The organism is Phocaeicola sartorii JCM 17136 = DSM 21941, from assembly GCF_054653615.1.
The window spans coordinates 568557-592924 of sequence record NZ_BAAIFW010000005.1; the positions used below are offsets into that span (position 1 = coordinate 568557).

Sequence of the window (24368 nt, forward strand, 5' to 3'; positions counted from 1 at the left end):
ATTCTTTTGCCACAACCTTTTACGGGGAGAAAAACACATCTTCTTCATTCATTCCCGCAGTAAAGGTATGTATAACTTTAAATTTGATATAGAATGAAACATTTGTTTTTGTTGCTTACTCTGTTAAGCTTTTCATTAACAGCCTTAGCCCAGCAAAAAGTGACGGGTAAGGTGAAAGATTCTTCCGGCGAGCCTGTCATAGGAGCCAGTGTTGTTGTAAAAGGCAATAATACCATGGGAACCATTACCGATTTTGATGGAAACTTTATGTTGGATGTTCCGGCAAAGAGTGTGTTGGTTATTTCTTATATTGGCTATGTCACTCAGGAAGTTCCGACAGCAGGAAAGAATTCATTAGAGATTGTTTTAAAGGAGGATACCAAGACCTTGGATGAAGTGGTGGTGATTGGTTACGGTACACAGCGTAAAGGTGATGTGACCAGTTCTGTAGCTAGTGTGAAAGCCGACAACTTTGTAAAAGGAGCTGTGAAGGATGTGGGACAGCTGATTCAAGGAAAAGTAGCCGGTCTGGCCATTACCAATCCTAACGGTGACCCGACGGGAAGTACCCAGATACGTCTTCGTGGTACAAATACCATTGGTGGAGCTAATACTGCTCCGTTGGTATTGATTGACGGAATTCCTGGAGAACTTGGTACTGTGGCTCCCGAAGATGTGGAGAGCGTGGACGTGTTGAAGGACGGTTCTGCTGCCGCTATCTATGGAACACGGGGTACGAATGGTGTGATTTTAATTACTACTAAACAGGCTAAAGGAGTGGATATTAACCAAGTGGAGTATAATGGCTATGTCAGTACTTCTCTTATAGCCAAGAAACTGGATATGCTGAATGCAGATGAGTTTCGTACCCTTTATCCCGACCAGGACCATGGGGCTGATACGGATTGGATTGATGAGATTAGCCGTACACCGGTTAGCCATGTTCACAACTTGTCATTGATGGGCGGCAATTCAAAGACTAATTATATTGCCAACTTGAACTATGCCTCTCGTCAAGGGATTATGAAAAAATCGGATTTCGAAAGCTTCCAAGGACGTATTGAGGTGACCCACCGTATGTTTGATGATAAGTTAAAATTGAAATTCGGTCTGTTTGGTAAGAAAAACCAGATGGAATCTACCACCAATGGGGGGAGCTTCAGAGGTTGGGTATATGGTCAGGCAACTCGTAGAAACCCAACCGATCCGGTAAGAAATGAGGATGGTACATGGAATGAGAATGTGAGCAAATTCGAATACGAGAATCCCTTGGCTTTGTTGTATGAGGCTGAAGGAAATGTAAAAAAGACCCAGTTGCGCTACAATGGGAATATTGTTTATAATCCTATCAAGGATTTGACTCTTTCTGCCGTATTCTCTTATATTCGTGATAATATGAACCGTGGTTATGGTGAAACTTTGAACCATATTTCTGCTTTGCGTGATGGACTGGCAGGTTGGTCTTCTGTAGGTGCTTATACCAAGATGGAGAAATTGATGGAACTTACTGCACAATATAGCAAAGAAATCGGTGCACATAAATTCACTGTATTGGGCGGTTACAGCTACAATGAAACAGACTTTGAAGAACTTTGGATTGATAACTATGGTTTTCAGGATGATTATTTTGGTGGATGGCATAATATTGGCATCGGTTCTGCTTTGAAAGACGGAAAGGCGAATATCGGTTCAAAGAAAACTCCTACAAATCTGATCGGTTTTTTTGGTCGTGCTACTTATTCGTTCAAGAATCGTTATTTGTTGATGGGAGCTCTTCGTTATGAAGGAGCCAGCCAGTTATGGGGAACTGATAATGCATGGGGGCTTTTCCCTTCTGTATCAGTCGGATGGAGAATTACCGAAGAAGCATTTATGAAGAATCAGAAGATATTTGATGATTTGAAACTTCGTGTGGGATATGGTGTGACGGGTTCACAACCTAAAAATCCTTTCCTGGGGGTAGCTATGTTGAAATACGGCTCGTATGCTTTTGTAAATGGAAATTGGATACAGACCATTGTTCCGGCATCCAACCCGAACCCTGATTTGAAATGGGAGGAAAAGAAAGAAACCAATATTGGGTTGGACTTTGTTTCATGGGGTGGCCGTTTGTCCGGCTCTATTGATTATTATAACCGTGATGTCGATGGTTTGATATACGAATATGGAGTACCGACCCCTCCGAACTTGTATAATAAGACGATGGCTAATGGTGGTACAATGAGAAACCGTGGTGTGGAAGTATTGGTAACTGTGGTTCCTGTTCAGAATAAAGATTTTGAATGGAGCACTACCGGAACGTTCTCTTTGAATTCTAATAAACTGATCAGTTTGTCTGGTAGTATCTTTAAGTCGGATTACGACTATTTTAATACGGGTACGGTGGAATACTCCGGTCAGGTAGCCGATTCTCACAGAGTACAGGTAGGTGAAAGCATCGGTAATTTTTATGGCTTTAAAGTAGTGGATGTGGACAGTGAAGGTCATTGGATTTACGAAGACAGGAATGGTGAGTTGGTGAACTATAAAGATTTTACTCATGCTCCCGAAGATAAGCATGTTATTGGTAACGGTCTTCCTAAATGGTATGCGGGATGGAACAATACTCTTCGTTATAAAAACTTCGACTTGAATGTGACGATGCGTGGCGCGTTTGGCTTCCAGATAATCAATGGTGGACGTATGAATTACGAAAATGTAAAAAACAGCCGTTTTGAAAATCGTTTGAAATCTGTGAATGACCTGGTGTTTGGCAAGCATACGTTGAGCCCGGAAGTGGAACCGGAATTCAACAGCTATTATGTAGAAGATGGTGACTACTGGAAGATTGACAATATCACTTTGGGATATAGTTTCGGTCAGGTAGGTAAATATATAAAGTCACTCCGTATTTATGGTTCGGTATTGAATGCTTTGACTATAACCAGATATAAAGGTATTGATCCGGAAGTATCAACAGATGGTTTGACTCCGGGATATGATACACGTGACAGATATCCGAGTGTGCGCTCATTTACTTTCGGCGTTAATGTGAAATTTTAATGAACTAAAAAGGAATTGAAGATGAAAACAAATATAAAATTATGGACGATGGGACTGATGACAGCCGCATTGTTGGGAAATACAGCTTGTACTGATTTACTGCATGAGAGCTATGGACAGGTAGTGTCTGAGGATTACGTACCGAAAACGGAGGAAGATGTCAGTTATCTGGTAAATGCCGCTTATATACCTTGGCGTGAAACGTTGCTGCAATGGAACGGAGTGGTTCGTGCACAGGAATTGTGTGCGGATCATGTTCTTCCTGCCCGTGATGGTATTGGATGGGTAGACGGTTATATCTATAAAAGATGGCATCAGCATACTTGGACTACCGAGGATGACGGTGTGCTTCAAGGATGGGAGCGCACGTACAATGGTGTGAATACCTGTAACCGTATTTTATCTCAGATAGAAGAAGGTGTGATCAGTGTGGATGGAGAAACGAAAGAAAAGTTGATTGCCGAATTGAAAGTACTGAGGGCTTCATATTATTATATTTTGATTGATTTGTATGGTAATGTGCCCATTGTGACAGATTTTAAAGATACTTCTTTGCCGCAACAGTCTACTCGTAAAGAGGTCTTTGACTTTATTGTGAAAGAAATAACGGAGAATATGGATTTGTTGTCCGAAACGCCGAGAGGTTATTATTATGGACGTTTCAATAAGTGGGCGGCTCATACATTGCTGGCCAAAATGTATTTGAATGCTGAAGTCTGGTCGGGTACTGCTCAATGGCAGAAATGTATTGACGAGTGTGATATCGTGATTAATTATGCCGGGAAGTCCGGAGAATATGCATTGGAAAATAATCAGAAGGATGTTTTTGTAACGCATAATGAGAATTCTAAAGAAATTATCTTTGCATTGCCGTTTGATGAAATTTATGTGACAGGATGGAATGATTTTGATTTTCATATGTACACTTTAGCACCTGAGAATCAAGATACTTACCAATTGACTGCACGTCCTTGGGGGGGCGTGTGCGCAGTGCCTCAGTTTATTAATTCTTTTGATGAGGATGATGCACGTTTAGAGGATAACTATATTCAAGGTCAGCAATATACCTATTCCGGTGAAATCTTGAAGCGTAGTATTGATGGAAAACCATTGATTTATACGGTAGATGTCCCCTCTATTGATCAGTCGGATGTGGATGATGGGTTCCGTTGGGGTAAATTTGAATATGCCACCGGTATAACCAACCGTTTGAGCAATGACTGGCCGTTGTTACGATATGCGGATGTATTGATGATGAAAGCGGAGTCATTGATGCGTTTGGGCAAATCGGGAGCAGGTGCTTTGGTGACTCAGGTACGTGAACGCGCCTTCAAGAATGAACCTGAAAAAGCGCAAGTTACAGACGCGGAACTGATGGGAGGAAGTGTATATGATTATGGTCGGAGAGATAGTTACAAGACAGAACATGATGGAGGAACGGATATTAAATATGGTCGTTTCCTTGATGAGCTTGGTTGGGAGTTTTGTCAGGAAGGACGCCGCCGTCAGGACATGATTCGTTTTGGCATCTTCACTACAAAAGCTTGGTTCTCTCATGATAAGAGTGATGAAACCAAAAATCTGTATCCTATTCCAAATAAAGTATTGTTGACCAATAGTAATCTGAAACAGAATCCGGGATATTCTAAATAGTATTTATTGGATGTTTTTTTAAGGATGAAAAGGTTGTTTTCTCTTTTCTATATTAAATTAGAAAGAATTATGAGTAAAAAGATTTTGATAAGTTTATTGCTCTTCTGCCTGGGATTATTTTCCCAGGCACAGAGCTATCAGAAGATGCCGCAAGGGATTAAGGCTACTGTACAAGGTATGGATGTTGAAGTGGCATTTTATACGCCATCCATCGTCCGGGTTTATAAGACACCGGAGGGAAGCTCGTATGACAAGAAGAGCCTTGTAGTAATGAAAGAGCCTGAGGAGACTTCTGTGGAGTTTGCAATGAATAAAGAGTATATTCGTTTAAAGTCGGATGCATTACAGGTGGAGGTCAATTCATCTACAGGTGGAATCAATTTCTATGACGCTACCGGAAAGGTGTTGTTAAAAGACAAGGATTATGGGACACAGTTCACTCCGTTTGATGATGCGGGTACTTTTTCTTACAATGTCCGGCAGGCTTTTTTATTAGATAAGGATGAAGTGATTTATGGATTGGGGCAACAACAGACTGGAAAAGTGAATCAGCGCAATCAAAAACTTTTTCTTCGTAACAAGAATATGAGTATCTGCATTCCTTTTATTCATTCAGTGAAAGGTTACGGGCTTTATTGGGATAATTATTCTCCGACTACCTTTACGGACAATCCGCAAGAAATGTCATTCGATTCTGAAGTGGGCGATTGTGCCGACTATTATTTCATTTATGGTAGCAATGCGGATGGCGTGATAGCCGGAGTCCGTGATTTGACCGGGCAGGCTCCTCTTTATCCGCTTTGGACACTTGGATTCTGGCAGTGCCGCGAGCGTTATAAGAGTCCGGATGAACTGTGTGAAGTGGTTGATGAATACCGTGATCGGAAAGTTCCTTTGGATGGAATCATTCAGGATTGGCAGTATTGGGGATGTGACTCTAACTGGAATTCCATGAAGTTCCAGAATCCTCGCTATATTAATAAGATGGGCGACAAGGAATACATGAAATATCTTCCGAATGGTGAGAATCCGGATGCACGTTATGGTACTCCAAGGATAAAAAGCCCTCAAGAAATGATTGACTATATACACAAGCGGAATGCGCATATCATGATTTCTGTATGGGCCTCTTTTGGTCCGTGGACAGAGATGTATCACAAAATGGATAGTCTGAATGCTTTGCTTCATTTTGAGACTTGGCCACCTAAAGCCGGAGTGAAACCTTACGATCCGTTCAATCCTGTAGCAAGAAATATTTATTGGAATGAAATGAAAAAGAATATTTTCGATCTAGGTATGGACGGCTGGTGGCTGGATTCTACCGAACCCGATCATCTGGAGGTTCAAGATAAAGATTTTGATACAAAAACTTATTTAGGTTCTTTCCGAAGGGTTCACAATGCTTTCCCTTTGATATCTAATAAAGGAGTTTATGAACACCAGCGTGCTACCACTTCCGACAAACGGGTATTCTTACTTACCCGTTCTTCATTCTTGGGACAGCAGCGTTATGCTTCACATTCATGGAGTGGAGATGTCGTTTCTACTTGGGAAGTGATGCGCAAGCAACTGGCGGCTGGCCTGAATTATTCTTTGTGTGGTATTCCTTACTGGAACACTGACTTGGGAGGATTTTTTGCTTGGAAATATAATAATGATGTTAATAATATTGCTTATCATGAGTTACACGTCCGTTGGTATCAGTGGGGAGCCTTCCAACCTATCATGCGTTCTCATAATTCCAGTCCTGTTGCTGTAGAGATCTATCAGTTCGGTGATAAAGGTGATTGGGCTTATGATGCATTGGAGAAATATACCCATTTGCGTTATCGCTTATTACCTTATTTATATAGTACTACTTGGGAAGTAACAAATAAGGCAGGCAGCATTATTCGTCCTTTGGTGATGGATTTTCCGAAAGACAAGAAAGTACTTGATATGGATACGGAGTATATGTTCGGACGTAGTTTTTTAGTACGTCCGGTAACTGATTCTCTCTATACATGGCAGGATAAAAAACAGAATGGTTATCAGAAAAATATGCGGAAAATAGAGAAAACGGATGTATATTTGCCAAAGGGAAGTAACTGGTTTGATTTCTGGACTGGGGCAAAGTTGGCTGGTGGCCAAACCATACAGCGTGAAGTACCTATTGATATCATGCCAGTTTATGTCCGTGCCGGTTCTATAATTCCTTGGGGTCCTGCGGTGCAGTATGCCACAGAAAAAAGTTGGGATGACCTGGAGATTCGTGTTTATCCGGGTGCTAATGCAACTTTTATTCTTTATGAGGATGAGAACGATAATTACAATTATGAAAAGGGAGTTTATTCTACTATCACTTTCCGTTGGGATGATAGTAACCGTACTTTGCACATCAGCGACCGTGAAGGAGGATATCCCGGAATGTTGGAAAAGAGGAAGTTCAAAGTTGTTCTCGTAAATCAGAGATCGGGAGAAGGGGATAAACCGTTGAAAGGAGGAAAGATGGTGAATTATACCGGTACAGCAATTGAGGTGAAACTTTAGAATGCTCATATTGAATATCCAGCAGAATAAATAAAGAAACGATAAAATACATTATGAATTTACTTAAAACCCTTTTATCCACTTCCGCTTTTGCTATAGCTTCAGTAGCTTTGCATGCTCAGTTGCCCACAAAAGTAGAAAGTTTTCCGGTCAGGGATGTGCGGCTCACCGCCAGCCCTTTCAAACACGCAGAGGATATGGATATCCGTTATCTGCTGGGAATAGACCCCGACCGTTTGTTAGCTCCTTATTTGAAGGAGGCTGGTCTTTCCCCTAAAGCCGAAAATTATACCAATTGGGAAAATACAGGGCTGGACGGACATATTGGCGGACATTATTTATCGGCCCTTTCCTATATGTATGCCGCTACGGGAAATAAGGAGATCAAGGCGCGTCTGGATTATATGATAAGTGAACTGAAGCGCTGCCAGGATGCCGCCGGTGACGGTTATCTGTGCGGAGTCCCAAACGGGCGTAAAATGTGGAAAGAAATAGAGGAAGGAAACATTCGTGCGTCCGGTTTCGGACTGAACGACCGCTGGGTTCCTCTTTATAATATTCATAAAATATATGCCGGCCTTCGTGATGCAACTCTTCAGACTGGTAATAAGGAAGCAAAGGAAATGTTGGTGAAACTCACGGACTGGATGATTCGTCTGGTATCCAAGTTGAGCGATGAACAGATACAGGATATGCTGCGTAGCGAACATGGAGGGCTGAACGAAACATTTGCCGATGTGGCCGCTATCACCGGCGACAAACGCTACTTGAAACTGGCTCATCAATTTTCTCACCAGACCGTGTTGCAGCCTTTGTTGAAACAAGAGGATAAATTGACGGGGATGCACGCCAATACGCAAATACCGAAAGTGATAGGTTTCAAACGTATTGCCGATTTGGAAGGCAACCGGGACTGGAGTGAAGCGGCCTGCTATTTCTGGGAGACAGTGGTAAACCATCGCAGCATCACCATCGGAGGTAACAGTGTGCGTGAGCATTTTCATCCGGCTGATGATTTCAGCAGTATGCTCACCAGCGAGCAGGGGCCAGAAACTTGTAACACCTACAATATGCTCCGCCTTACAAAAATGCTGTATGAAACGAGTGCGGACGTTCATTTTATGGATTATTACGAACGGGCACTTTATAACCATATCCTTTCCACGCAAAACCCTGTGCAAGGCGGATTTGTTTATTTCACTCCGATGCGTGCCGGTCATTACAGGGTCTATTCGCAGCCTCAGACCAGTTTCTGGTGTTGTGTGGGATCGGGAATGGAAAATCATGCCCGTTATGGTGAAATGATTTATGGACACAAGGATAATAATCTGTATGTCAATCTTTTCATCCCGTCTACCTTACGTTGGGGAGATACCCAAATTGAGCAACAGACGGCTTTCCCCGATGAAGAGGAGACCACTCTTGTTATTTCTCCGGAAAAGGGAAAGAAGGAATTCACCCTCCTTTTCCGTATTCCCGAATGGACGAAGCCGGAAGCATTATGCTTGTCTGTTAATGGTAAACGGCAGAACGTGACGGTCAAAGAGGGATATGTTAGCCTGAACCGTACTTGGTCAAAAGGTGACAAAGTAAGGCTGGAACTGCCGATGCATTTGCGTGCCATTGCACTGCCGGATGGTTCTGCCAACTATTCCATCTTATACGGACCGATTGTGCTGGCCACCCGGTTGGGCAAGCAAAATCAGGATGGTATGTTTGCCGATGACAGTCGTGGCGGACACATTGCTGCCGGACCGCGCCTGCCTTTACAAACGATGCCTGTCATTGTGGGGGATAAGAACAATCTTCTTTCTCATCTGAAGAAAGTGGAAGGTAAACCGTTGACATTTACATTGTCCGGAGTTTATCCCGAACGCTATGAGGGTATGACTGTTGAACCGTTTTTCCGTTTATACGAGTGCCGGTATATGGTCTATTGGCCTGTGTTGTCCGTACAGGAGTTGCAGGCAAGGCAGGAACAGTTGGCGAAAGAGGAAAAGGAGCGTGCCGCATTGGATGGTATGACCGCCGATAAAGTGATTTGTGGGGAACAGCAACCGGAAAGCGACCATTTCATCCGGATGGAGAATTCCCGTACGGGGGACGATGAAGGGATTCACTGGCGTGAGGCGGTCGGTTGGTTCAGTTATTGTATGAAGACGAACGGAAAGCAGGTCAATAAAGTGCGTATCCGGTTTCGTCCCGAGATTCGTAAGGATGCAAAAGTATGGATAAACGGGCAGGAAGTAGGACGATTGGCTGGTAAACCGGCTTCGGATGTATCGGTTGGGATATTTGATGTGCCTGTATCTATGCAATCCAATGAGCAGCTGGAGATAAAGATCGGTAAAGGAAATGAGAAAGTGACTCCGCATATTTATGAGGTGCGGCTGGTGGCTGAATGATGATAGATATACAAACCGGCCATGCCTCAGTTGGCATGACCGGTTCGTTTTTTCAGATAATTCCGTTGTCTTTCAAGACCGCTTGTAACTCTTTATCAGTGATATTCTCACGCTCTGATTTATCATAAATGAAATGTAAGCCAATCTCTTTTTCTTCTTTGGATAGAGTGGCGATGAGAGTGATCACTCTTGCTCCGCCTCTTTTTCCTTTTCCTTTTGATGCTATACTCATGCGTACTTTGTGTAGGCCATTGCCTAAATCAGTACCCATGTCAGGGTTCTGCATGAGTTCTGCGGCTAAAATTGTCAAGTCTTGCTTCAATGATTTATATCGCTTGGAAAGTTTCTTTACTTCTTTTTCGAAGCGGCGATATACTTTGATTTTATAGTTCATTGAGCAATTCTTCTATGGGACGGCCTTTCAGCTTTCCTTCACGCATCAGTTTGATGTCTTTGCAAGCCTCGGACAGCCCGTCCATTATTTCACTTTTGGTCATGTAGGGTTCTTCATCCTCTGCCACCATGGTAGAAACAGATTCCATTTCCTTTTTAGCATGAACAAGAGTCTTCCTTACAGACTCCAACACCTTTACATTCTTGATGTCCAGGATTTCCCGAATCAGTTCGTTTTGTATTGATTCCAATGTGATTGTACTCATGACGTTCTCCTTTCTTCTTATTATTTATCTCGTATGGCAAAGATAGCGAAAAGGCGGCATGTCTGCTTGTTTTCTGCATGAAAAATAGTTTTCATTTAGAGGTTGTACCTAAAAGAAATACCTTTTTTCATTTTGTTTTCCTATTTTTGCAGGAAACAAACCGAACAGCTAATGAAAATTCTCCATACAGCAGACTGGCATCTGGGCCAGACTTTTTATGAATACGACCGGCGGGAAGAGCATCTCCATTTTCTAGAATGGCTGAAACAGCAGATAAGACAGCATGAAATAGATGTATTGTTGATAGCAGGTGATGTATTCGACAGCCCGAACCCTTCGGCGGAATCACAACGAATGTATTATCGTTTTCTAAGAGAAGTTACGTCCGAAAACCCTTCTTTGCAAATTATCATCATTGCCGGAAATCATGACTCGGCAGCCCGTCTGGAGGCTCCCAATCCCCTGTTGGAGGATATGAATGTCACTGTTCGCGGTGTCGTGCGCCGCAATGCGGAAGGTGATATAGACTTGCAACACCTCATTGTCCCCCTTTACACAGAAGGGGAAGTGACCGCCTATTGCCTTGCCGTCCCCTATCTGCGTCAGGGCGATTATCCTTCGGCTGAAAATTACTCAAAGGGAGTCCAACTGCTTTATGAACAGCTTTTCAACGAAGTGAAGGAGAAAGGAGTTCCCGTTATCGCCATGGGACATCTGCAAGCCACCGGCTCGGAAATTTCGGAGGACGACCGTTCGGAACGTACCGTTATCGGAGGCTTGGAATGTGTATCTCCCGATGCTTTTGATGAGGCTATCGCCTATACTGCATTGGGGCATCTGCATCGCTCCCAGCGTGTATCCCATCGGGAGAATGTGCGTTATTCCGGAACTCCCATGCCGATGTCTTTTGCTGAGAAGAACAATGCTTCGGGAGTGGTCATGATAACGATAGGGGCTGAGGGTACCGGCATGGAGAGATTGGCATTTGAACCGTTAGCCGGATTGATGAGTATTCCCCGTCAGGCCCGTCCGCTGGAAGAAGTGCTGCAAGCCATCGGCGATTTGCCTGATGGGGATGTCACGTTGCGGTCGCCCTATCTGGAAATAAAGATTTTGATGACCGAGCCCGAACCTTCTTATAAATATAAAATAGAAGAAGCGTTGAAAGGAAAAGCAGTCCGCTTGGCACGCATCGCTGCTATGCTTCCACAAAAAAAGGCAAGCGGCATTGTCGCCACTTCCTATGAGGAGTTGCAAACCATCCGTCCGCTGGATATGGCACTGGATGTCTTTAAACGAAAATATGGAGGGACAGAGATGCCCGATACCATGAAACAATTGTTGGAAAGTGTAATCAAGGAGGCGGGAGTATGAAAATAGTAGCGATAAGAGGGAAGAATCTGGCTTCATTGGAAGGTGAATTTATGATAGATTTTACCGTCGAACCTTTATGCTCGGCAGGTATATTCGCCATTACAGGCAGTACTGGAGCCGGAAAGTCAACCTTGCTGGATGCTTTGTGTCTGGCTTTGTTTGACTGTATGCCACGTATGAACAAGGCGAAAGAGAATAACGTCTCTGTCATGGATGTTGCCGACAGGGGAATTGCACAGAACGACAGTCGTTCCATCCTTCGCCGGGGTACGGCCGAAGGGTATTCGGAAGTGGATTTTGTAGCTTTGACAGGAGAGGTGTTCCGTTCGCGTTGGACAGTGCGGCGTTCGCGTGGAAAGATAAACGGCTCCTTGCAAAAAGTGGAAATGACGTTGACCAACCTTACCTCCGGAGTGGAACAGCAAGGGACAAAGACCGAATTATTATCCCGTATCAGTGAATTAATCGGACTCTCTTTCGAACAGTTCAACCGCTCTGTGTTGCTGGCTCAAGGAGATTTCGCTACCTTCCTGAAAGCCCGTCAGCCAGAGAAAGCCGAAATCTTGGAAAAACTCACCGGAACGGAAATTTACTCGCGTATCTCTGCTTCCATCTATGAACGCACCAAGCGGGCGGAAGGCGAATATAAATTGTTGCAGGAACGTATCAAAGGCATTGAGTTGCTGACAGAAGAGCAATTACAGCAACTTTCGGCTGAAAAGGAAGAATTACAAGTCCGCTTGTCCGTTTCGAAGAAGAAAGAGGAGGCGTTGTCCGGCAAGTTGAAATGGCTGGAAGAAGAAGAACGCTTGCATACAGGATGCATACAGGCGGAAGAATCACTTTCCAGCATCAGAAAAGAAATAGAAGCCGCCCGTCCGCGTTATGAACTGTTGGCCCGTATAGAGCAGGCGCAGGATATCCGCGATGTGTATATGGAACAGCGTAATGCCCGGCAACAGATAGCTGCCGGTCGTTCCCGGTTGAGCGAAATACAGGTTGCCATCCGGCAGAATGCGGCTTTGCAGACTTCCGCAAACGTGCAGTGGGAAGCCGCTCAGAAGGAGCTGGCGGAATTTAAGGCCTATCTGTTACAGCAGGAACCGCAATTGGATAAGGCCAGAGTATTGGATGTGCAATTGGTGGAAAATAGAAAGCAATGGACGGAAAGCCGGAAAGAGGCGGCTTTGGCATTGAAAGCGAAAGATAATCTGCATCAATCCGTTTGTAGGACTGAAAAGGATATAAGTTTGTTGATGGAAAAGCAAACCGCCTTGCAAACCTGGTTTGAACGATATACCGCTTATTCCCAACTGATTCCTGCCGTTGAACTGATTACCAGTTTGCTTACCAATCTGGAAATGGCAAGGGCGCAAAGCGTATCGAACCGTCAACTGCTGGATAAAGTAAAGAAAGCGAGTGAAGCGGAGGAACAGCGGTTGAAATCGGTACAACAGGAAGCCGAGCGTCTGAACCGACTGCTGCCGGCAGAGGTGCTGTTGCTTCGTGAGCAGTTGGAGGAAGGAAAGCCATGTCCGGTCTGCGGGAGTCTCCATCATCCGATGAGGGAACAGACCAATGTTCAATCCTTGCAGGAAGAGGAACTGAACCGTGCGAAAGAACAGGTTGCTAAAGAAATGGAACAACTGAAAAACACGCTGAATGCCCGCCAACTGGAGATGGCCCGTCTTTCCGCATTGATTGAGAATTATGTGGCGCAAGTGGATGATACGCTGAAAAAAGTAGAAACATACGTATCCATTATTCCCAATTGGGAAGATTTGTTGGAGCAGGGCACATTGAAACATTATGTCCAGCAATTCGGCAGGCAATGGAATGCCCGTTTGCAAGAGCAGACCGAAATAAAAGAGGCTCTCACTTCAAAATCTGCCCAAAAGGACAGCCTGAAAAATGAAGAGTCCAATGCCATTCGTTTGTACGAAGAAAAGAAACAAAAAGAAGAAAAGCAACAGACTGAACTGAACGAACGTGCTCGTCTGCGGTCTTCCCTGTTGAATGGTGAACCTACCGAAACGGTGGTTGCAAGCCATGCAAGGCGGCAAAAGGAACTGGAACAACAACTGGAAAAAGCCATGAACTTGCATCATTCTTTAACTGTGCAGGCGGAATCTTACAAAGGGCAGACCGCACAGTTGGAAAAGGAATTAGTCCGTTTGACTGCTGTCTTGCAACAAGACGAATTGAAAATAAACGAGTGGCTCACTCTTCAAAAGGAAACGTATGCCGAGTTGGAACAATTGCTTTCCAAAGACAAAAGCTGGATACTGGCTGAGAAACAAGCGTTGGGCACACTGAAAGAGAAAGAAACCACTCTTCAGGCGATCCTTGCGGAGCGAAGGCAGAAAAGGGAGGAACATCAACAAGTTCCTCTGAAACCGGATACCACGGAGGACAAGGAGTCGCTGATTGAAATATTGACTGCCTGCACTGCCGCCAAAGAAGCGGAAACCGGACGCTTGGCCCAAATAGAGGTGACGATACAGAACCATATAAAAGGTAAGGAACGCATAGCCGGCATCGAGAAAGAGTTGGAGGAGAAAAACTCTATCTACGAGAATTGGGCGAAACTGAACGAACTGTTCGGTTCCCAGACTGGCACCAAGTTTAAAGAAATAGCCCAAGGTTATACGCTTGATGTCCTTTTGCTTTATGCCAACAGGCATTTGCAAGACCTTGCCCCCCGTTATGAACTGCAACGTATCCCTGACACGCTGGCCTTGCAGATTGTGGATCTTGATATGATGGGTGAGGTGCGTAGTGTCCATTCCCTTTCGGGCGGTGAATCTTTCTTGGTGTCTCTCGCCTTGGCATTGGGCCTGTCTTCCTTGTCCTCCAACCGGATGAATGTGGAGTCGTTGTTTATTGACGAGGGTTTCGGATCGCTGGATATGGACACTCTGCGCATTGCGATGGATGTTTTGGAGCGGTTGCAGATGCAGGGGCGTAAGATAGGGGTGATTTCCCATGTGGCGGAGATGACGGAACGTATCCCCGCACAGGTGCAGGTGGTGAAGACCGGAAGCGGAAGGAGCAAGGTACAGGTGATGGGACAATAGGAAGGTGAAGTTTTTGGAATCGAATCCAAAAACTTCAGTTATAATACCAGTATATAAGATGTGCTAATGGTCGGTTGCTTGTGTGGTATGATAGAAAAATTCGTTGCGTTTTCATGCTGATACAAGCGCTGTCTATTCTACGCCTGTTCGTAACTTGATTAAAAAATCTCTTTATATTTTTGGATAAAACAATTAATGTTCGTTATTTTGCGAACGATAAACTGGAAGAATGAAGATGGAAAACAAAGAATATACAGTGAAACAGGAGCAACTCGCTCGTTTTGCCAAAGCTATGGGGCATCCGGCAAGAGTGGCGATCATTGAATTTCTGATAAAGCAGAACAGTTGCTTTTTCGGAGACATTCATGAGGTGTTGCCTATTTCGAAAGCGACAGTTTCCCAGCATCTGAAAGAGTTGAAAGACGCAGGGCTGATACAAGGGGAGATAGAAACTCCGAAAGTGAAATACTGTATCAATAGGGAAAACTGGAAGATTGCTTCCATGCTTTTTGCCGGGTTCTTCGGCCAATGCGTGTGTGAAAAGGAAAGTTGTTGCGAATAGCGACAATTTTTTCAGACTTGAATGTTCGTTGTTTTACGAAATACAAACATAGATTTAACCAATAAGAAATAAAATGGGAACAAAGAAAGAAAACAAAAAAGGATTTTGGGCATCGTTATTCTCTTCGAAACCATGCTCATGTGGTGACAACTTGATGATAGAATATGCCGGAAAACCGGCAGCCTCTTGTTGTGACGAGGACAAGGCGGCTACCACAAAAACGGACATGAAAGAAGTCAGCATATTGGGGCCGGGCTGTGCCAAATGCAAGGCAACCTATCAGGCTGTTGAGAAAGTGATCAACGAGAACAATCTTGCTGTGAAGCTCACGAAAATCGAGGATATTATAGAAATCATGAGCTATAATGTCATGGGAACACCCGTAGTGGTAGTGGATGGAATTGTGAAAATAAAAGGACACGTTCCCTCAGAGAGTGAGATAAAGCAGATATTGGGTATTTAGGATAGACTTATGGATACGAAAAAGGAATTGAAAATCCTATTCCGGATTGTCACAGCCTTTGTGGCGTTTTTTTTTCTGCCGCTCGGAAGCGAACGGTTCATGACAGCCGTAGAGGCTACCCTTGACCTTGCGAAATGGTATGCCCAAGAACATGTCGTGTTGTGCCTGTTACCTGCTTTTTTCATTGCAGGTGTAATCGCCGTATTCGTCAGTCAGGGTTCTGTACTGAAATACTTCGGGGCGAATGCCAGGAAATGGCTCTCTTATACGGTAGCGGCTGTCTCAGGTGGAATTCTTGCCGTATGTTCATGTACGATTTTGCCACTCTTTACCAGCATCTATAAACGTGGGGCAGGATTAGGTCCGGCTATCGCATTTCTCTATTCAGGTCCGGCCATCAGTATCCTGTCAATTATCCTGACAGCACGGATTCTTGGCTTTGAAATGGGGGTGGCCCGGATTGTCGGAGCGGTGCTGTTTTCCGTTGTGATCGGATTGGCTATGTCTTTCATTTTCAGTAAGGAAGAGAAAGACAAGAAGGAGGAACAGATGAATATAGTCCCTCCTCCCGAAAAACGTCCGATGTGGCAGACTTCGTTCCATTTCTTTACGTTGGTTCTCATTCTGATGTTTGCGAATTGGGGTGCGCCTGCCTCCTCGGATACAGGGTTGTGGTATGGTATCTTCACCTATAAATGGTACATAACCGGGACCTTATCGCTTCTGCTGTGCTGGTCGCTTGTCAAGATATTGAGACTATCTATTCTGTGGGTGGTACTCGGCGCAGTAGCGACAGCCGTTTCTGCACTCCTTGCCAATCTGTTTATCGACAATGCGAAACTGATTCCGCTAGTGCCGATGGTTGTAGCGATTACCGCTCTTTCTGTTATTCTCTTGTTTGACAAACAGGATGAGGAGAATCGGGAATGGGCATTCGCTTCCTGGGGATTTGCCAAACAGATCCTGCCGTTGCTGGCTATCGGTGTGGTAACAGCAGGTTTCCTGCTTGGTTCAACGCATGACAATACGGCTATTGCAGGCATTATCCCGAATAGCTGGATAGAATGGGCGGTCGGCGGTAATTCGTTATTATCCAATTTCTTTGCCAGCTTTACCGGAGCATTCATGTATTTCGCCACGTTGACAGAAGTACCGATTATTCAAGGACTGTTGGCTTCGGGCATGGGTAAAGGTCCGGCTTTAGCCTTGTTGCTGGCAGGCCCGTCATTGTCTTTGCCGAACATGCTGGTTATTCGTGGTGTATTAGGCACCAAGAAGACAATTGTCTATGTGGCTCTCGTTATTGTGATGGCGACTATTTCAGGATTTGTGTTTGGCCATTTCTTTTAATTTATAATGAATACTGTTTGAATGTTATGAAAATATTGATTCTTTGTACAGGGAATAGCTGTCGTAGCCAAATGGCACATGGCTTTTTGCAGTCGTTTGACAAGAAACTGGATGTCTTCTCAGCAGGGACAAAACCTGCTGAAAGAGTTAATCCGATGGCGGTAAAGGTCATGGATGAAATGGGAATAGATTTATCTCACCATATTCCCCAAAGTGTAAACCGGTATACAGGACAGAAATGGGACTATGTTATTACTGTTTGTAGTGGTGCAAACGAAAGTTGCCCTATGTTTACAGGTGAAGTAAGAAACAGGCTGCATATAGGGTTTGATGACCCTTCGGAAGCAGTCGGAACACCGGAATTTATAAACAGTGAATTTCATCGGGTACGGGATGAAATAAAAACCCGTTTCTATGACTTTTATCTGGACGAATTAAAACCGCAATTAAACTAAAAGGATACTGGTTATGCACTTGTACTAGTGGCTGTGAATGATTATGGGTTCACTTGTAAAATCATGGGGAAGGACTTTTGCTCTTGAAAGATTCTTTGGTTTTCCGGACGATTCCCGACTGCGGTAAAAAGCTCAAGACGTTTTTAAAAAAGATCAAGGTCTTTCAAGAAAAACTCCTGTTCTTTTTTGAAAAGCTCTTGATCTTTTGAAAAAACATCCTTGTCTTTGATGTGAAATTTCATTCTGGTATGATCGTGTAGTCATTACTAACCTTCCGGCTTACACGTTAGGACGTGTTGCCCTACACGTTAGTACGTATAATGCCATACGTTAGTATGTGTTGCGTCTCACTATAGTACGTGTTTCAGCCGCACGGCAGAGGCTTCAAAAAAACGTCTGTTCCTTGTTGAAAAAACAGGATGTTTTGATGCTTTTCCACTCGTATTGTATATACATGGCAAAACACCTTATTTTTCTTTCAGAAGTTTCAGCCTCTCCGCAAACGCCCTGTTCATCGGCTTTTCGGCTGAAGGATATGCACGATAAATCCTTCAGCCGGAAAAGATCTTTCAGCGTGGCAGGTAAGCGTCTCCGCGATTCTATATTGCTGTCCGTTTTTAGCTCTCATATCTTTGCGAGGTATAAAAATGCAGCATTATGGATTTAGAAAATAGATTTAGAAGAACTTGGAAACGTTTCCAAGAAGTCTTAAAAGTAGACTACACTTGTTCTTTAGCGGATGTTTGCCGCGAGCAGCATACCACTTTTGGAGGTATGAGTTCCTGGATGTCCCGACGGGGCTATAGCGTTAAACAAGCTAAGGCAGATGTGGTTCGTGATTATTATGGCGGCGTTGAGCCGTCCCCACTGACCACTACCTCTCCTGCGTTCACTCAAATAGCCCCCGCCATGTCGTCGGAAGAAGAGTTCAGTCTTTCCGGGATCACAATCACGTTTAACAGTGGAACGACCATTTCAGTCAAACGGGCCACTCCCGGGGGTATTATTAAAATGTTACGCGATTACGAAAGAAAGGAGGGGGATCCATGTATTCTCTAACATCAGCCAACCGATACTATCTGTACCAGGGCTTTGTTCGTATGAACCTTGGCATTGACGGTCTATTCAAAATCATACACTCTCAAATGAAGGAGTTGTCCCCCATTTCCGGAGATATATTTTTATTCTTTGGCAAAAACCGGCAAAGTGTAAAAATACTGCGTTGGGATGGTGACGGCTTTCTCCTGTACTACAAGCGTCTGGAAGGTGGAAGTTTTGAGTTGCCGACATTTAACCCCCATACAGGCAATTATGAGATCTCTTATCAGGTTTTGTCTTTTATCTTAAATGGAGTGTCATTGAAGTCTGTACGGTTGCGAAAACGTTTCAGAATCTAATGTAATATACTGTATATTAGTTATTTGATTTTAAATTACTACCCGAATATTTTGGTCAGTTCATTGATTTTTCGTATCTTTATGCCATGAAAAAGGATGAGATCATAGAGTTATTGAAGGAGCAAATCAAGGAATTACGGGATGACAACAACAGACTCCTGGACCAGATAGATAATTTGATAAAGGAGGTCTCTTCCCTTAAAGAGGCACTCCTTCAAAAAGGCGAATCTCTTAGCAAACAACAGCGCCTTGCCAAGGGGCTCGCCAAACTTGTATCCAACACATCCGAACAGCAGCAACCCCCTCAACCTGCATTGCCGGTGGAAGAGCGGCAGAAGAGAGAAGCTGAAAAAGCGGATAAGCGTAAAGCCAGAAAGAACAATGGTGCCAGACGTGACATGCATTATGAGATGGAGGAAGAAGAACATGTCGTTTATCCTGATGATCCCGATTTTGACATCAATAAAGCCCGGTTGTTTACTACCACTCCCAGAATATGCGTCCGCTATGAATGTGTACCCATGCGCTTCATCAAGCACGTCTACAAGATACACACCTATGCGCAAGACGGTCGTCTCTTTGAGGGAAAGACCCCGGTCTCGGCTTTCTTGAATTCCAGCTATGACGGCTCATTCATTGCCGGGCTGATGGAATTACGTTATATACAATCGCTGCCAGTTGAAAGAATCATCAACTACTTCGAAAGTCATGGCTTTATGCTGAAGAAACCTACGGCTCATAAGTTGATAGAAAAAGCCTCAGGCCTCTTTGAAAATCTTTATAAGTGTATCCGGCAGACGGCTTTGAGTGATCCTTATAAGGCAGCCGACGAAACCTATTACAAAATACTCGTCCCGGAAAAGAACAGTAAGGGAAAAGGAGTCCGCAAGGGATACCTTTGGGTGGTTGTGGGCATAAACACCAGGATGATATACCTGCTCTATGATGACGGCTCCCGATCTGAAAGAGTTATTCTTAACGAATTGGGCGGTTGCAAAGGTATCATACAAAGCGACGGCTACTCACCTTACCGGAAGCTCGAAAGCGATGCTTATCCCCATATCACACGCATCCCGTGCCTGCAACATATAAAACGGAAATTTATAGATTGCGGTGAGAATGATCCGGATGCAAAAAGAATCGTGGAGCTGATAAACACACTTTATCAAAACGAGCATAAGCATAAAGTTGGGGTTGACGGATGGACGGTAGAACAGAATCTTATGCATCGAAAAAAGTATGCGCCGGACATACTCGGAGAAATAAAAGATGTGTTTGATGAAATAGAAGAGCGGGGGGATTTATTACCAAAGAGCGAACTACAAGAAGCTATCACCTATCTTCGCAAGGAGTGGAATGCCGTGGTGGACATCTTTAATTATGGTGACACTTACCTGGACAACAATATAGTTGAACGGATGAACCGGTACATATCCTTATCAAGAAAAAACTCATTGTTCTTCGGCAGCCATAAGGGAGCCGAACGGGGCGCCATACTCTACACGATAGCACTCACCTGTAGGATGCATAAAGTGAATCTGTTTGAATATCTCACGGATGTGATAAACAGAACAGCTGAATGGCAACCGAACACACCACTTGAAAAATACATGGAACTGCTTCCTGACAGATGGAAAAAGGCTAATGGATAAAAAGGGAGCATTAGCCTTTTTATTTTAGCAAACTATATAGAATCGCGGAGACGCTTACGTGGCAGGGTAAGCGATGCTGTATTGTTTGGTTCTCTATCGGTGTTCGGATTCACCTTTATACATTTATTGACCACGGCTGAAAGAAAGAACTGCGCGGTTGAAGGATCTCAGCGCATCAATCTGTCAGCCGAAAAGCCGATGAACAGGGCGTTTGTGGGGAGGCTGAAACTTCTGAAGGATTTTTGGGGCATTCTCCAAGAGAGGGATATTTCTCTTCAAAAGATGGATACGTATATCAAAAGGAAGCTAGAAAGATCTTGAAAACTTGCCGCAAGATGTGGCAACTCTTGTAGCAAGTTTTTCGGAATCTTGTAGCAGGATTTGCAGATTCTTGGTATAGGAATGTTTTGTTTGGATTATGGGTATATTAATACATCCCATGAGGAAAACGTATAGGTAGTCAAATATGCTATAGCCGTAATTTTCTATATTCTTTATGTATATACTTACAGCCGAATGATTGTATAATGATAAATCCGAGGTGAGGTCCTGGCACTGAGGTTATTTCTCAAAATATTCTTTTACTTTTTTGTTTATTCATTTATTTTTAATAGTTTTGTAGGTGAGATAGTGAAGAGTCTGCTAACTCAATTTTTTATGAAGATATTGTAAGAAGCGTCGTGCTTATTCTTGTTCTAGAAAACCTGAGAAATTTTCAAGAAAACCCAAGAATGACACAGTATGTTTCCTACGCTGGTTTCCAGCGTGGGAATGCTGTCATTATTTGGTGTTTTCAGGTTTTCTCAGGGCTTTCTAGAACGAGTAGTGACACGCAGTTCCACGCTTGAACACAATATTACAAACTAATCAACTGAATATCAAATATTAATATCGGGAATTATATGGCTATGATACCATATAATTCCCAACACATGTAAGTTTTAGCCTATTTTTTTCTGTGCGACTTCAATTGCATCATGTTTTAATTCGTCTTCATCTTCTACCGCATCTAATACTTTGTCTGCTAGCCACAGGGTGAGAAGTTCATTCTTATCAATCTTGAAATACTCTGCCAATTGTATTACTTGTGTTCGTTTAGCTCGTCTGTCTCCGCGCTCTATTTTGCTGAACATCGGAGTATCTATTTCAAGCAAGGCTGCCAACTGTCTTTGCAGTACTCCGTGCTCTGCTCTTAATTCTCTTATTCTTTCTCCTAATAACATACTTTTCAATTTACAAGTTTGACATGAATTAACCGGATTATTATTGTCCGCTATAATATGACAGAATCCGTTATAATTTCCGCTATAATTGGAGGAAACCGTCACAATCTTCCGTTATGACTATTCTTTTAAGAACCATATCCGTCCTTTCGCATAAATAAGTTTATCGGCACTTAACGCACTAAGTATATCACCTAATAGCCTCAATTGCTGTTCGTGTGTCTTGACTTGTGGCATTACATCTTTGACATATTCATAAATGCTATCACGTTTCGCTCCATCTGTGCCGGCATTCTTAAGATACTGCAAAATCATCTGTTTGATTTTCTCCTTATCAAGTCCCTTTTGTCTGGTATAACCTTGCAGTTGACGAGTAGCTTTTGCAACCCCTAAAGAGATTGTATAATCGGGAGCTTCACCCTCAATGAGCCCTCTGTTCAATAAATCCTGTGCAAAATCCTCATGAATAGTCCTTCCTTTCTGAACCGCATCTAATGATATACAGTCCCACAAGGTCAGTGAATCGTTTGTTTTGAGCAAGTTAGTATATTGCTTATTTATCTCATTACCGTAAATGCGTACTGACACTTTTCTGTTTTTAGCATCAATTTCATAATCAGGCATTGGAAAATGGCGACGCCATTGTTCATTGAACATTTTCTTGATACCTCTACTTACTGTATCTATCATGTTGAAATCAACCATTGCCCTGCAAAGACATTCATTGCGGAAATATGCTTGAGGTTCTTCATTTGTTAAAGCATTTTCCAAAGTGCCAGGAATAAAACTCCCTGCATTGGAGTAATAAAGGTAAGTTGGATTTTCTGCAAAATTGATTCGCTGCTGCATCGTATAGTCTTGATGCGCAATACAGTTATGAAGTGCCTCGCGGATGGTATAGTCATCATATTGCTTCATCGTGTCAGGGAAGAGTGTGCCTCCCGGCATTTTACGCATTGTCAGATTTTCAATCTTTGATAAAATCTCATCTACGGTTAATATAAATGGCACGGTGAAGTGTTCGTAATCCACAACATCCTGTTTTTCATTTCGCCTTGTCCAAGTCACTTGTGCAACAGCTGGACGCAACTTGAAAGCTGCTTCATATTTACCAAGAAGAATGATTGCTGCACGAGTGATTCCTCCGTTTTTCATTATGCCGCATTTTCTTAAGAATGTTTCCGCAGACCATGCATTTACCTCGGCTTCAGGTATTCTGCTGTGTACTTTCTTGAACATCATACGAGCTTTGGCTATGGCAACTTCATTAAGGTCGTCAATCGTTGCATCAAATACAATTTGTGCCGACCAATCCGTTTCGCTAAAAATCGGTTTATCAAGAATTGCACTCATACGTTCTGCTGTCATTTCTACGAGAGAATCCTCAATTCGCTGCCATGCTTTATTATGAGCAAACACGGGGCGTTTAGGTAGATGTTTAGGAATATGGATAACCCATACTTTACGGTTGGTGTCATCCGTGATGAACTCATCTATATCCAAGCCTTCTGTTGAAAGATTTACGCATCTTTCCGTCAGTCGCAATATTGCCTTTTGCCTATCATAATTGTATGTGTCCGTTCCGACAATCTCCAATGTTCTGTCGTGCACACCAATCACCAGGTGTCCACCTTCCATATTGGCAATGGCCGATACATAGGATATCACATCATCTTTTTCATTTCCACAGAAAGAATTCTTGAGATTCTTAAATTCTTTCCATTCGCAACGTGTATTCTCTTGCGGGTACTCGCAGAGAAGGTATTGTTGTAATTCGAGTTCAGTCATATTAAATTAATATGTTATTCCTATTCAAATAGTATTCTTGATAGATTAGCTAATTTAATGATTTTCCAAAGTAAAATAGTTATGATTACAATATCGACTACTTACTTCATGGACATATTTTTAAGATGTTGATACTATTTTTTCTTGTTGATTCTATATTTCTTAATCCTCTGTATTTGTTTGTCTAGAATATATCTTATCGTCCTGTTAATTTTGTCATGTCCTTTCAGAACTGCTACAAGTTTTGGAGAGAAAAAATAATATGTACGAATAAACAATTGGCCCAATAAATTCTTTTGCAGTACATTGTCCCTATACCATCTTAAAATCATGACTTGAGGATGTTCATTACTGCCATAAACCATAGTGGCAATATAGCATCCTTCATTAGACGAACTTCTCGAAATTTTGCTCTCACTTGACGATTTATTTGATGAATAACTGTATTTTGAAGAGGATATATTGAAATTAGACAAAGAATGAATTGATACCCACTCCCCTAAGGGAAGCACTCTAACTGCTGTAATTCTGCTTATTCGAAACGTTCTTTCCTCATTTCTAAGATGACAATAACCTTTAATATGGTCATTGTTGTATCCATAATCCTTATAATCATTGTTATATGAAATATTGCTCACCTTTCGTTTGGAAGTTTCGCCATTGTACTTTTCATATTTGATTTCAATGTCATACTTATATGTAATGGCCTGTTTGATTTCTGACTCTATTGACATATTAA

18 protein-coding genes are annotated in these 24368 nt (G+C 43.0%); 13 read left to right on the plus strand and 5 right to left on the minus strand.

The genetic code is table 11. The features are described 5' to 3' along the window. Nucleotides 1-93 precede the first annotated feature (93 nt). The 4 genes from ACYQ0C_RS02405 (at nt 94) to ACYQ0C_RS02420 (ending at nt 9629) form a co-directional block, all read left to right on the plus strand. The gene (locus tag ACYQ0C_RS02405) at nt 94-3042 is read left to right on the plus strand and encodes a SusC/RagA family TonB-linked outer membrane protein (RefSeq protein WP_016275454.1); all 2949 of its coding nucleotides are present in this window, start codon (nt 94-96) and stop codon (nt 3040-3042) included. 21 nt (nt 3043-3063) lie between these two features. After that, nucleotides 3064-4695, plus strand: coding sequence for a RagB/SusD family nutrient uptake outer membrane protein (locus tag ACYQ0C_RS02410; RefSeq protein WP_025077032.1), 1632 nt, complete (start codon nt 3064-3066; stop codon nt 4693-4695). Between the two features lie 69 nt (nt 4696-4764). After that, on the plus strand, nt 4765-7224 hold the full coding sequence (locus ACYQ0C_RS02415; RefSeq protein WP_016275456.1) for a glycoside hydrolase family 31 protein: 2460 nt from the start codon (nt 4765-4767) through the stop codon (nt 7222-7224). Nucleotides 7225-7277: 53 nt separating this feature from the next. Further along, nucleotides 7278-9629: a glycoside hydrolase family 127 protein gene (locus ACYQ0C_RS02420; RefSeq protein ID WP_016275457.1), complete on the plus strand. Its 2352-nt coding sequence runs from the start codon at nt 7278-7280 to the stop codon at nt 9627-9629. A gap of 52 nt (nt 9630-9681) precedes the next feature. On the opposite strand, the gene ACYQ0C_RS02425 is transcribed toward ACYQ0C_RS02420, so the two are convergent. Both ACYQ0C_RS02425 and ACYQ0C_RS02430 read right to left on the minus strand, forming a co-directional pair. After that, entirely contained in the window at nt 9682-10023 is a 342-nt protein-coding gene (locus tag ACYQ0C_RS02425; protein WP_016275458.1) for a type II toxin-antitoxin system RelE/ParE family toxin, read from the minus strand. Then, nucleotides 10013-10288: a hypothetical protein gene (locus tag ACYQ0C_RS02430; protein WP_005850911.1), complete on the minus strand. Its 276-nt coding sequence runs from the start codon at nt 10286-10288 to the stop codon at nt 10013-10015. Before ACYQ0C_RS02430 ends, ACYQ0C_RS02425 begins: the two co-directional genes overlap by 11 nt. Nucleotides 10289-10459: 171 nt before the next feature. Between ACYQ0C_RS02430 and ACYQ0C_RS02435 the strand changes: the two genes are divergently transcribed. The 9 genes from ACYQ0C_RS02435 (at nt 10460) to tnpC (ending at nt 20618) form a co-directional block, all read left to right on the plus strand. Beyond that, complete coding sequence (locus tag ACYQ0C_RS02435; protein ID WP_016275459.1) at nt 10460-11662, plus strand: exonuclease SbcCD subunit D; 1203 nt, start codon at nt 10460-10462, stop codon at nt 11660-11662. Continuing rightward, nucleotides 11659-14739: an AAA family ATPase gene (locus ACYQ0C_RS02440; RefSeq protein WP_016275460.1), complete on the plus strand. Its 3081-nt coding sequence runs from the start codon at nt 11659-11661 to the stop codon at nt 14737-14739. Before ACYQ0C_RS02435 ends, ACYQ0C_RS02440 begins: the two co-directional genes overlap by 4 nt. A 235-nt stretch (nt 14740-14974) precedes the next feature. Continuing rightward, a complete protein-coding gene (locus ACYQ0C_RS02445) occupies nt 14975-15301 on the plus strand; it encodes an ArsR/SmtB family transcription factor (RefSeq protein ID WP_016275461.1) in 327 nt (108 codons plus the stop codon). A gap of 226 nt (nt 15302-15527) precedes the next feature. Beyond that, on the plus strand, nt 15528-15764 hold the full coding sequence (locus ACYQ0C_RS02450; RefSeq protein WP_032941444.1) for a thioredoxin family protein: 237 nt from the start codon (nt 15528-15530) through the stop codon (nt 15762-15764). Nucleotides 15765-15773: 9 nt separating this feature from the next. Beyond that, nucleotides 15774-17114 (plus strand): permease, encoded by a 1341-nt coding sequence (locus ACYQ0C_RS02455; protein ID WP_016275463.1) that lies wholly within the window; start codon nt 15774-15776, stop codon nt 17112-17114. A 26-nt stretch (nt 17115-17140) separates the two neighbouring features. Next, nucleotides 17141-17569: an arsenate reductase ArsC gene (locus ACYQ0C_RS02460; protein WP_016275464.1), complete on the plus strand. Its 429-nt coding sequence runs from the start codon at nt 17141-17143 to the stop codon at nt 17567-17569. 657 nt (nt 17570-18226) lie between these two features. Then, nucleotides 18227-18628, plus strand: a complete 402-nt coding sequence (locus ACYQ0C_RS02465) for a hypothetical protein (RefSeq protein ID WP_016274973.1) — start codon at nt 18227-18229, stop codon at nt 18626-18628. After that, nucleotides 18616-18966 carry an IS66 family insertion sequence element accessory protein TnpB gene (gene tnpB, locus ACYQ0C_RS02470; RefSeq protein WP_016275465.1) on the plus strand — a complete coding sequence of 117 codons (351 nt, stop codon included), beginning with the start codon at nt 18616-18618 and terminating at the stop codon, nt 18964-18966. Before ACYQ0C_RS02465 ends, tnpB begins: the two co-directional genes overlap by 13 nt. 86 nt (nt 18967-19052) lie before the next feature. Then, the gene (gene tnpC, locus ACYQ0C_RS02475; RefSeq protein WP_459976805.1) at nt 19053-20618 is read left to right on the plus strand and encodes an IS66 family transposase; all 1566 of its coding nucleotides are present in this window, start codon (nt 19053-19055) and stop codon (nt 20616-20618) included. A 941-nt stretch (nt 20619-21559) separates the two neighbouring features. Here the strand turns inward: tnpC and ACYQ0C_RS02480 are convergent. From ACYQ0C_RS02480 to ACYQ0C_RS02490, 3 genes are all read right to left on the minus strand, one after another. Continuing rightward, a complete protein-coding gene (locus ACYQ0C_RS02480) occupies nt 21560-21841 on the minus strand; it encodes a helix-turn-helix domain-containing protein (protein WP_016275467.1) in 282 nt (93 codons plus the stop codon). 120 nt (nt 21842-21961) lie between these two features. After that, nucleotides 21962-23629, minus strand: coding sequence for an RNA/DNA-binding domain-containing protein (locus ACYQ0C_RS02485; protein WP_016275468.1), 1668 nt, complete (start codon nt 23627-23629; stop codon nt 21962-21964). Nucleotides 23630-23763: 134 nt separating this feature from the next. After that, complete coding sequence (locus ACYQ0C_RS02490; RefSeq protein ID WP_016275469.1) at nt 23764-24363, minus strand: CFI-box-CTERM domain-containing protein; 600 nt, start codon at nt 24361-24363, stop codon at nt 23764-23766. Nucleotides 24364-24368: the final 5 nt, after the last annotated feature.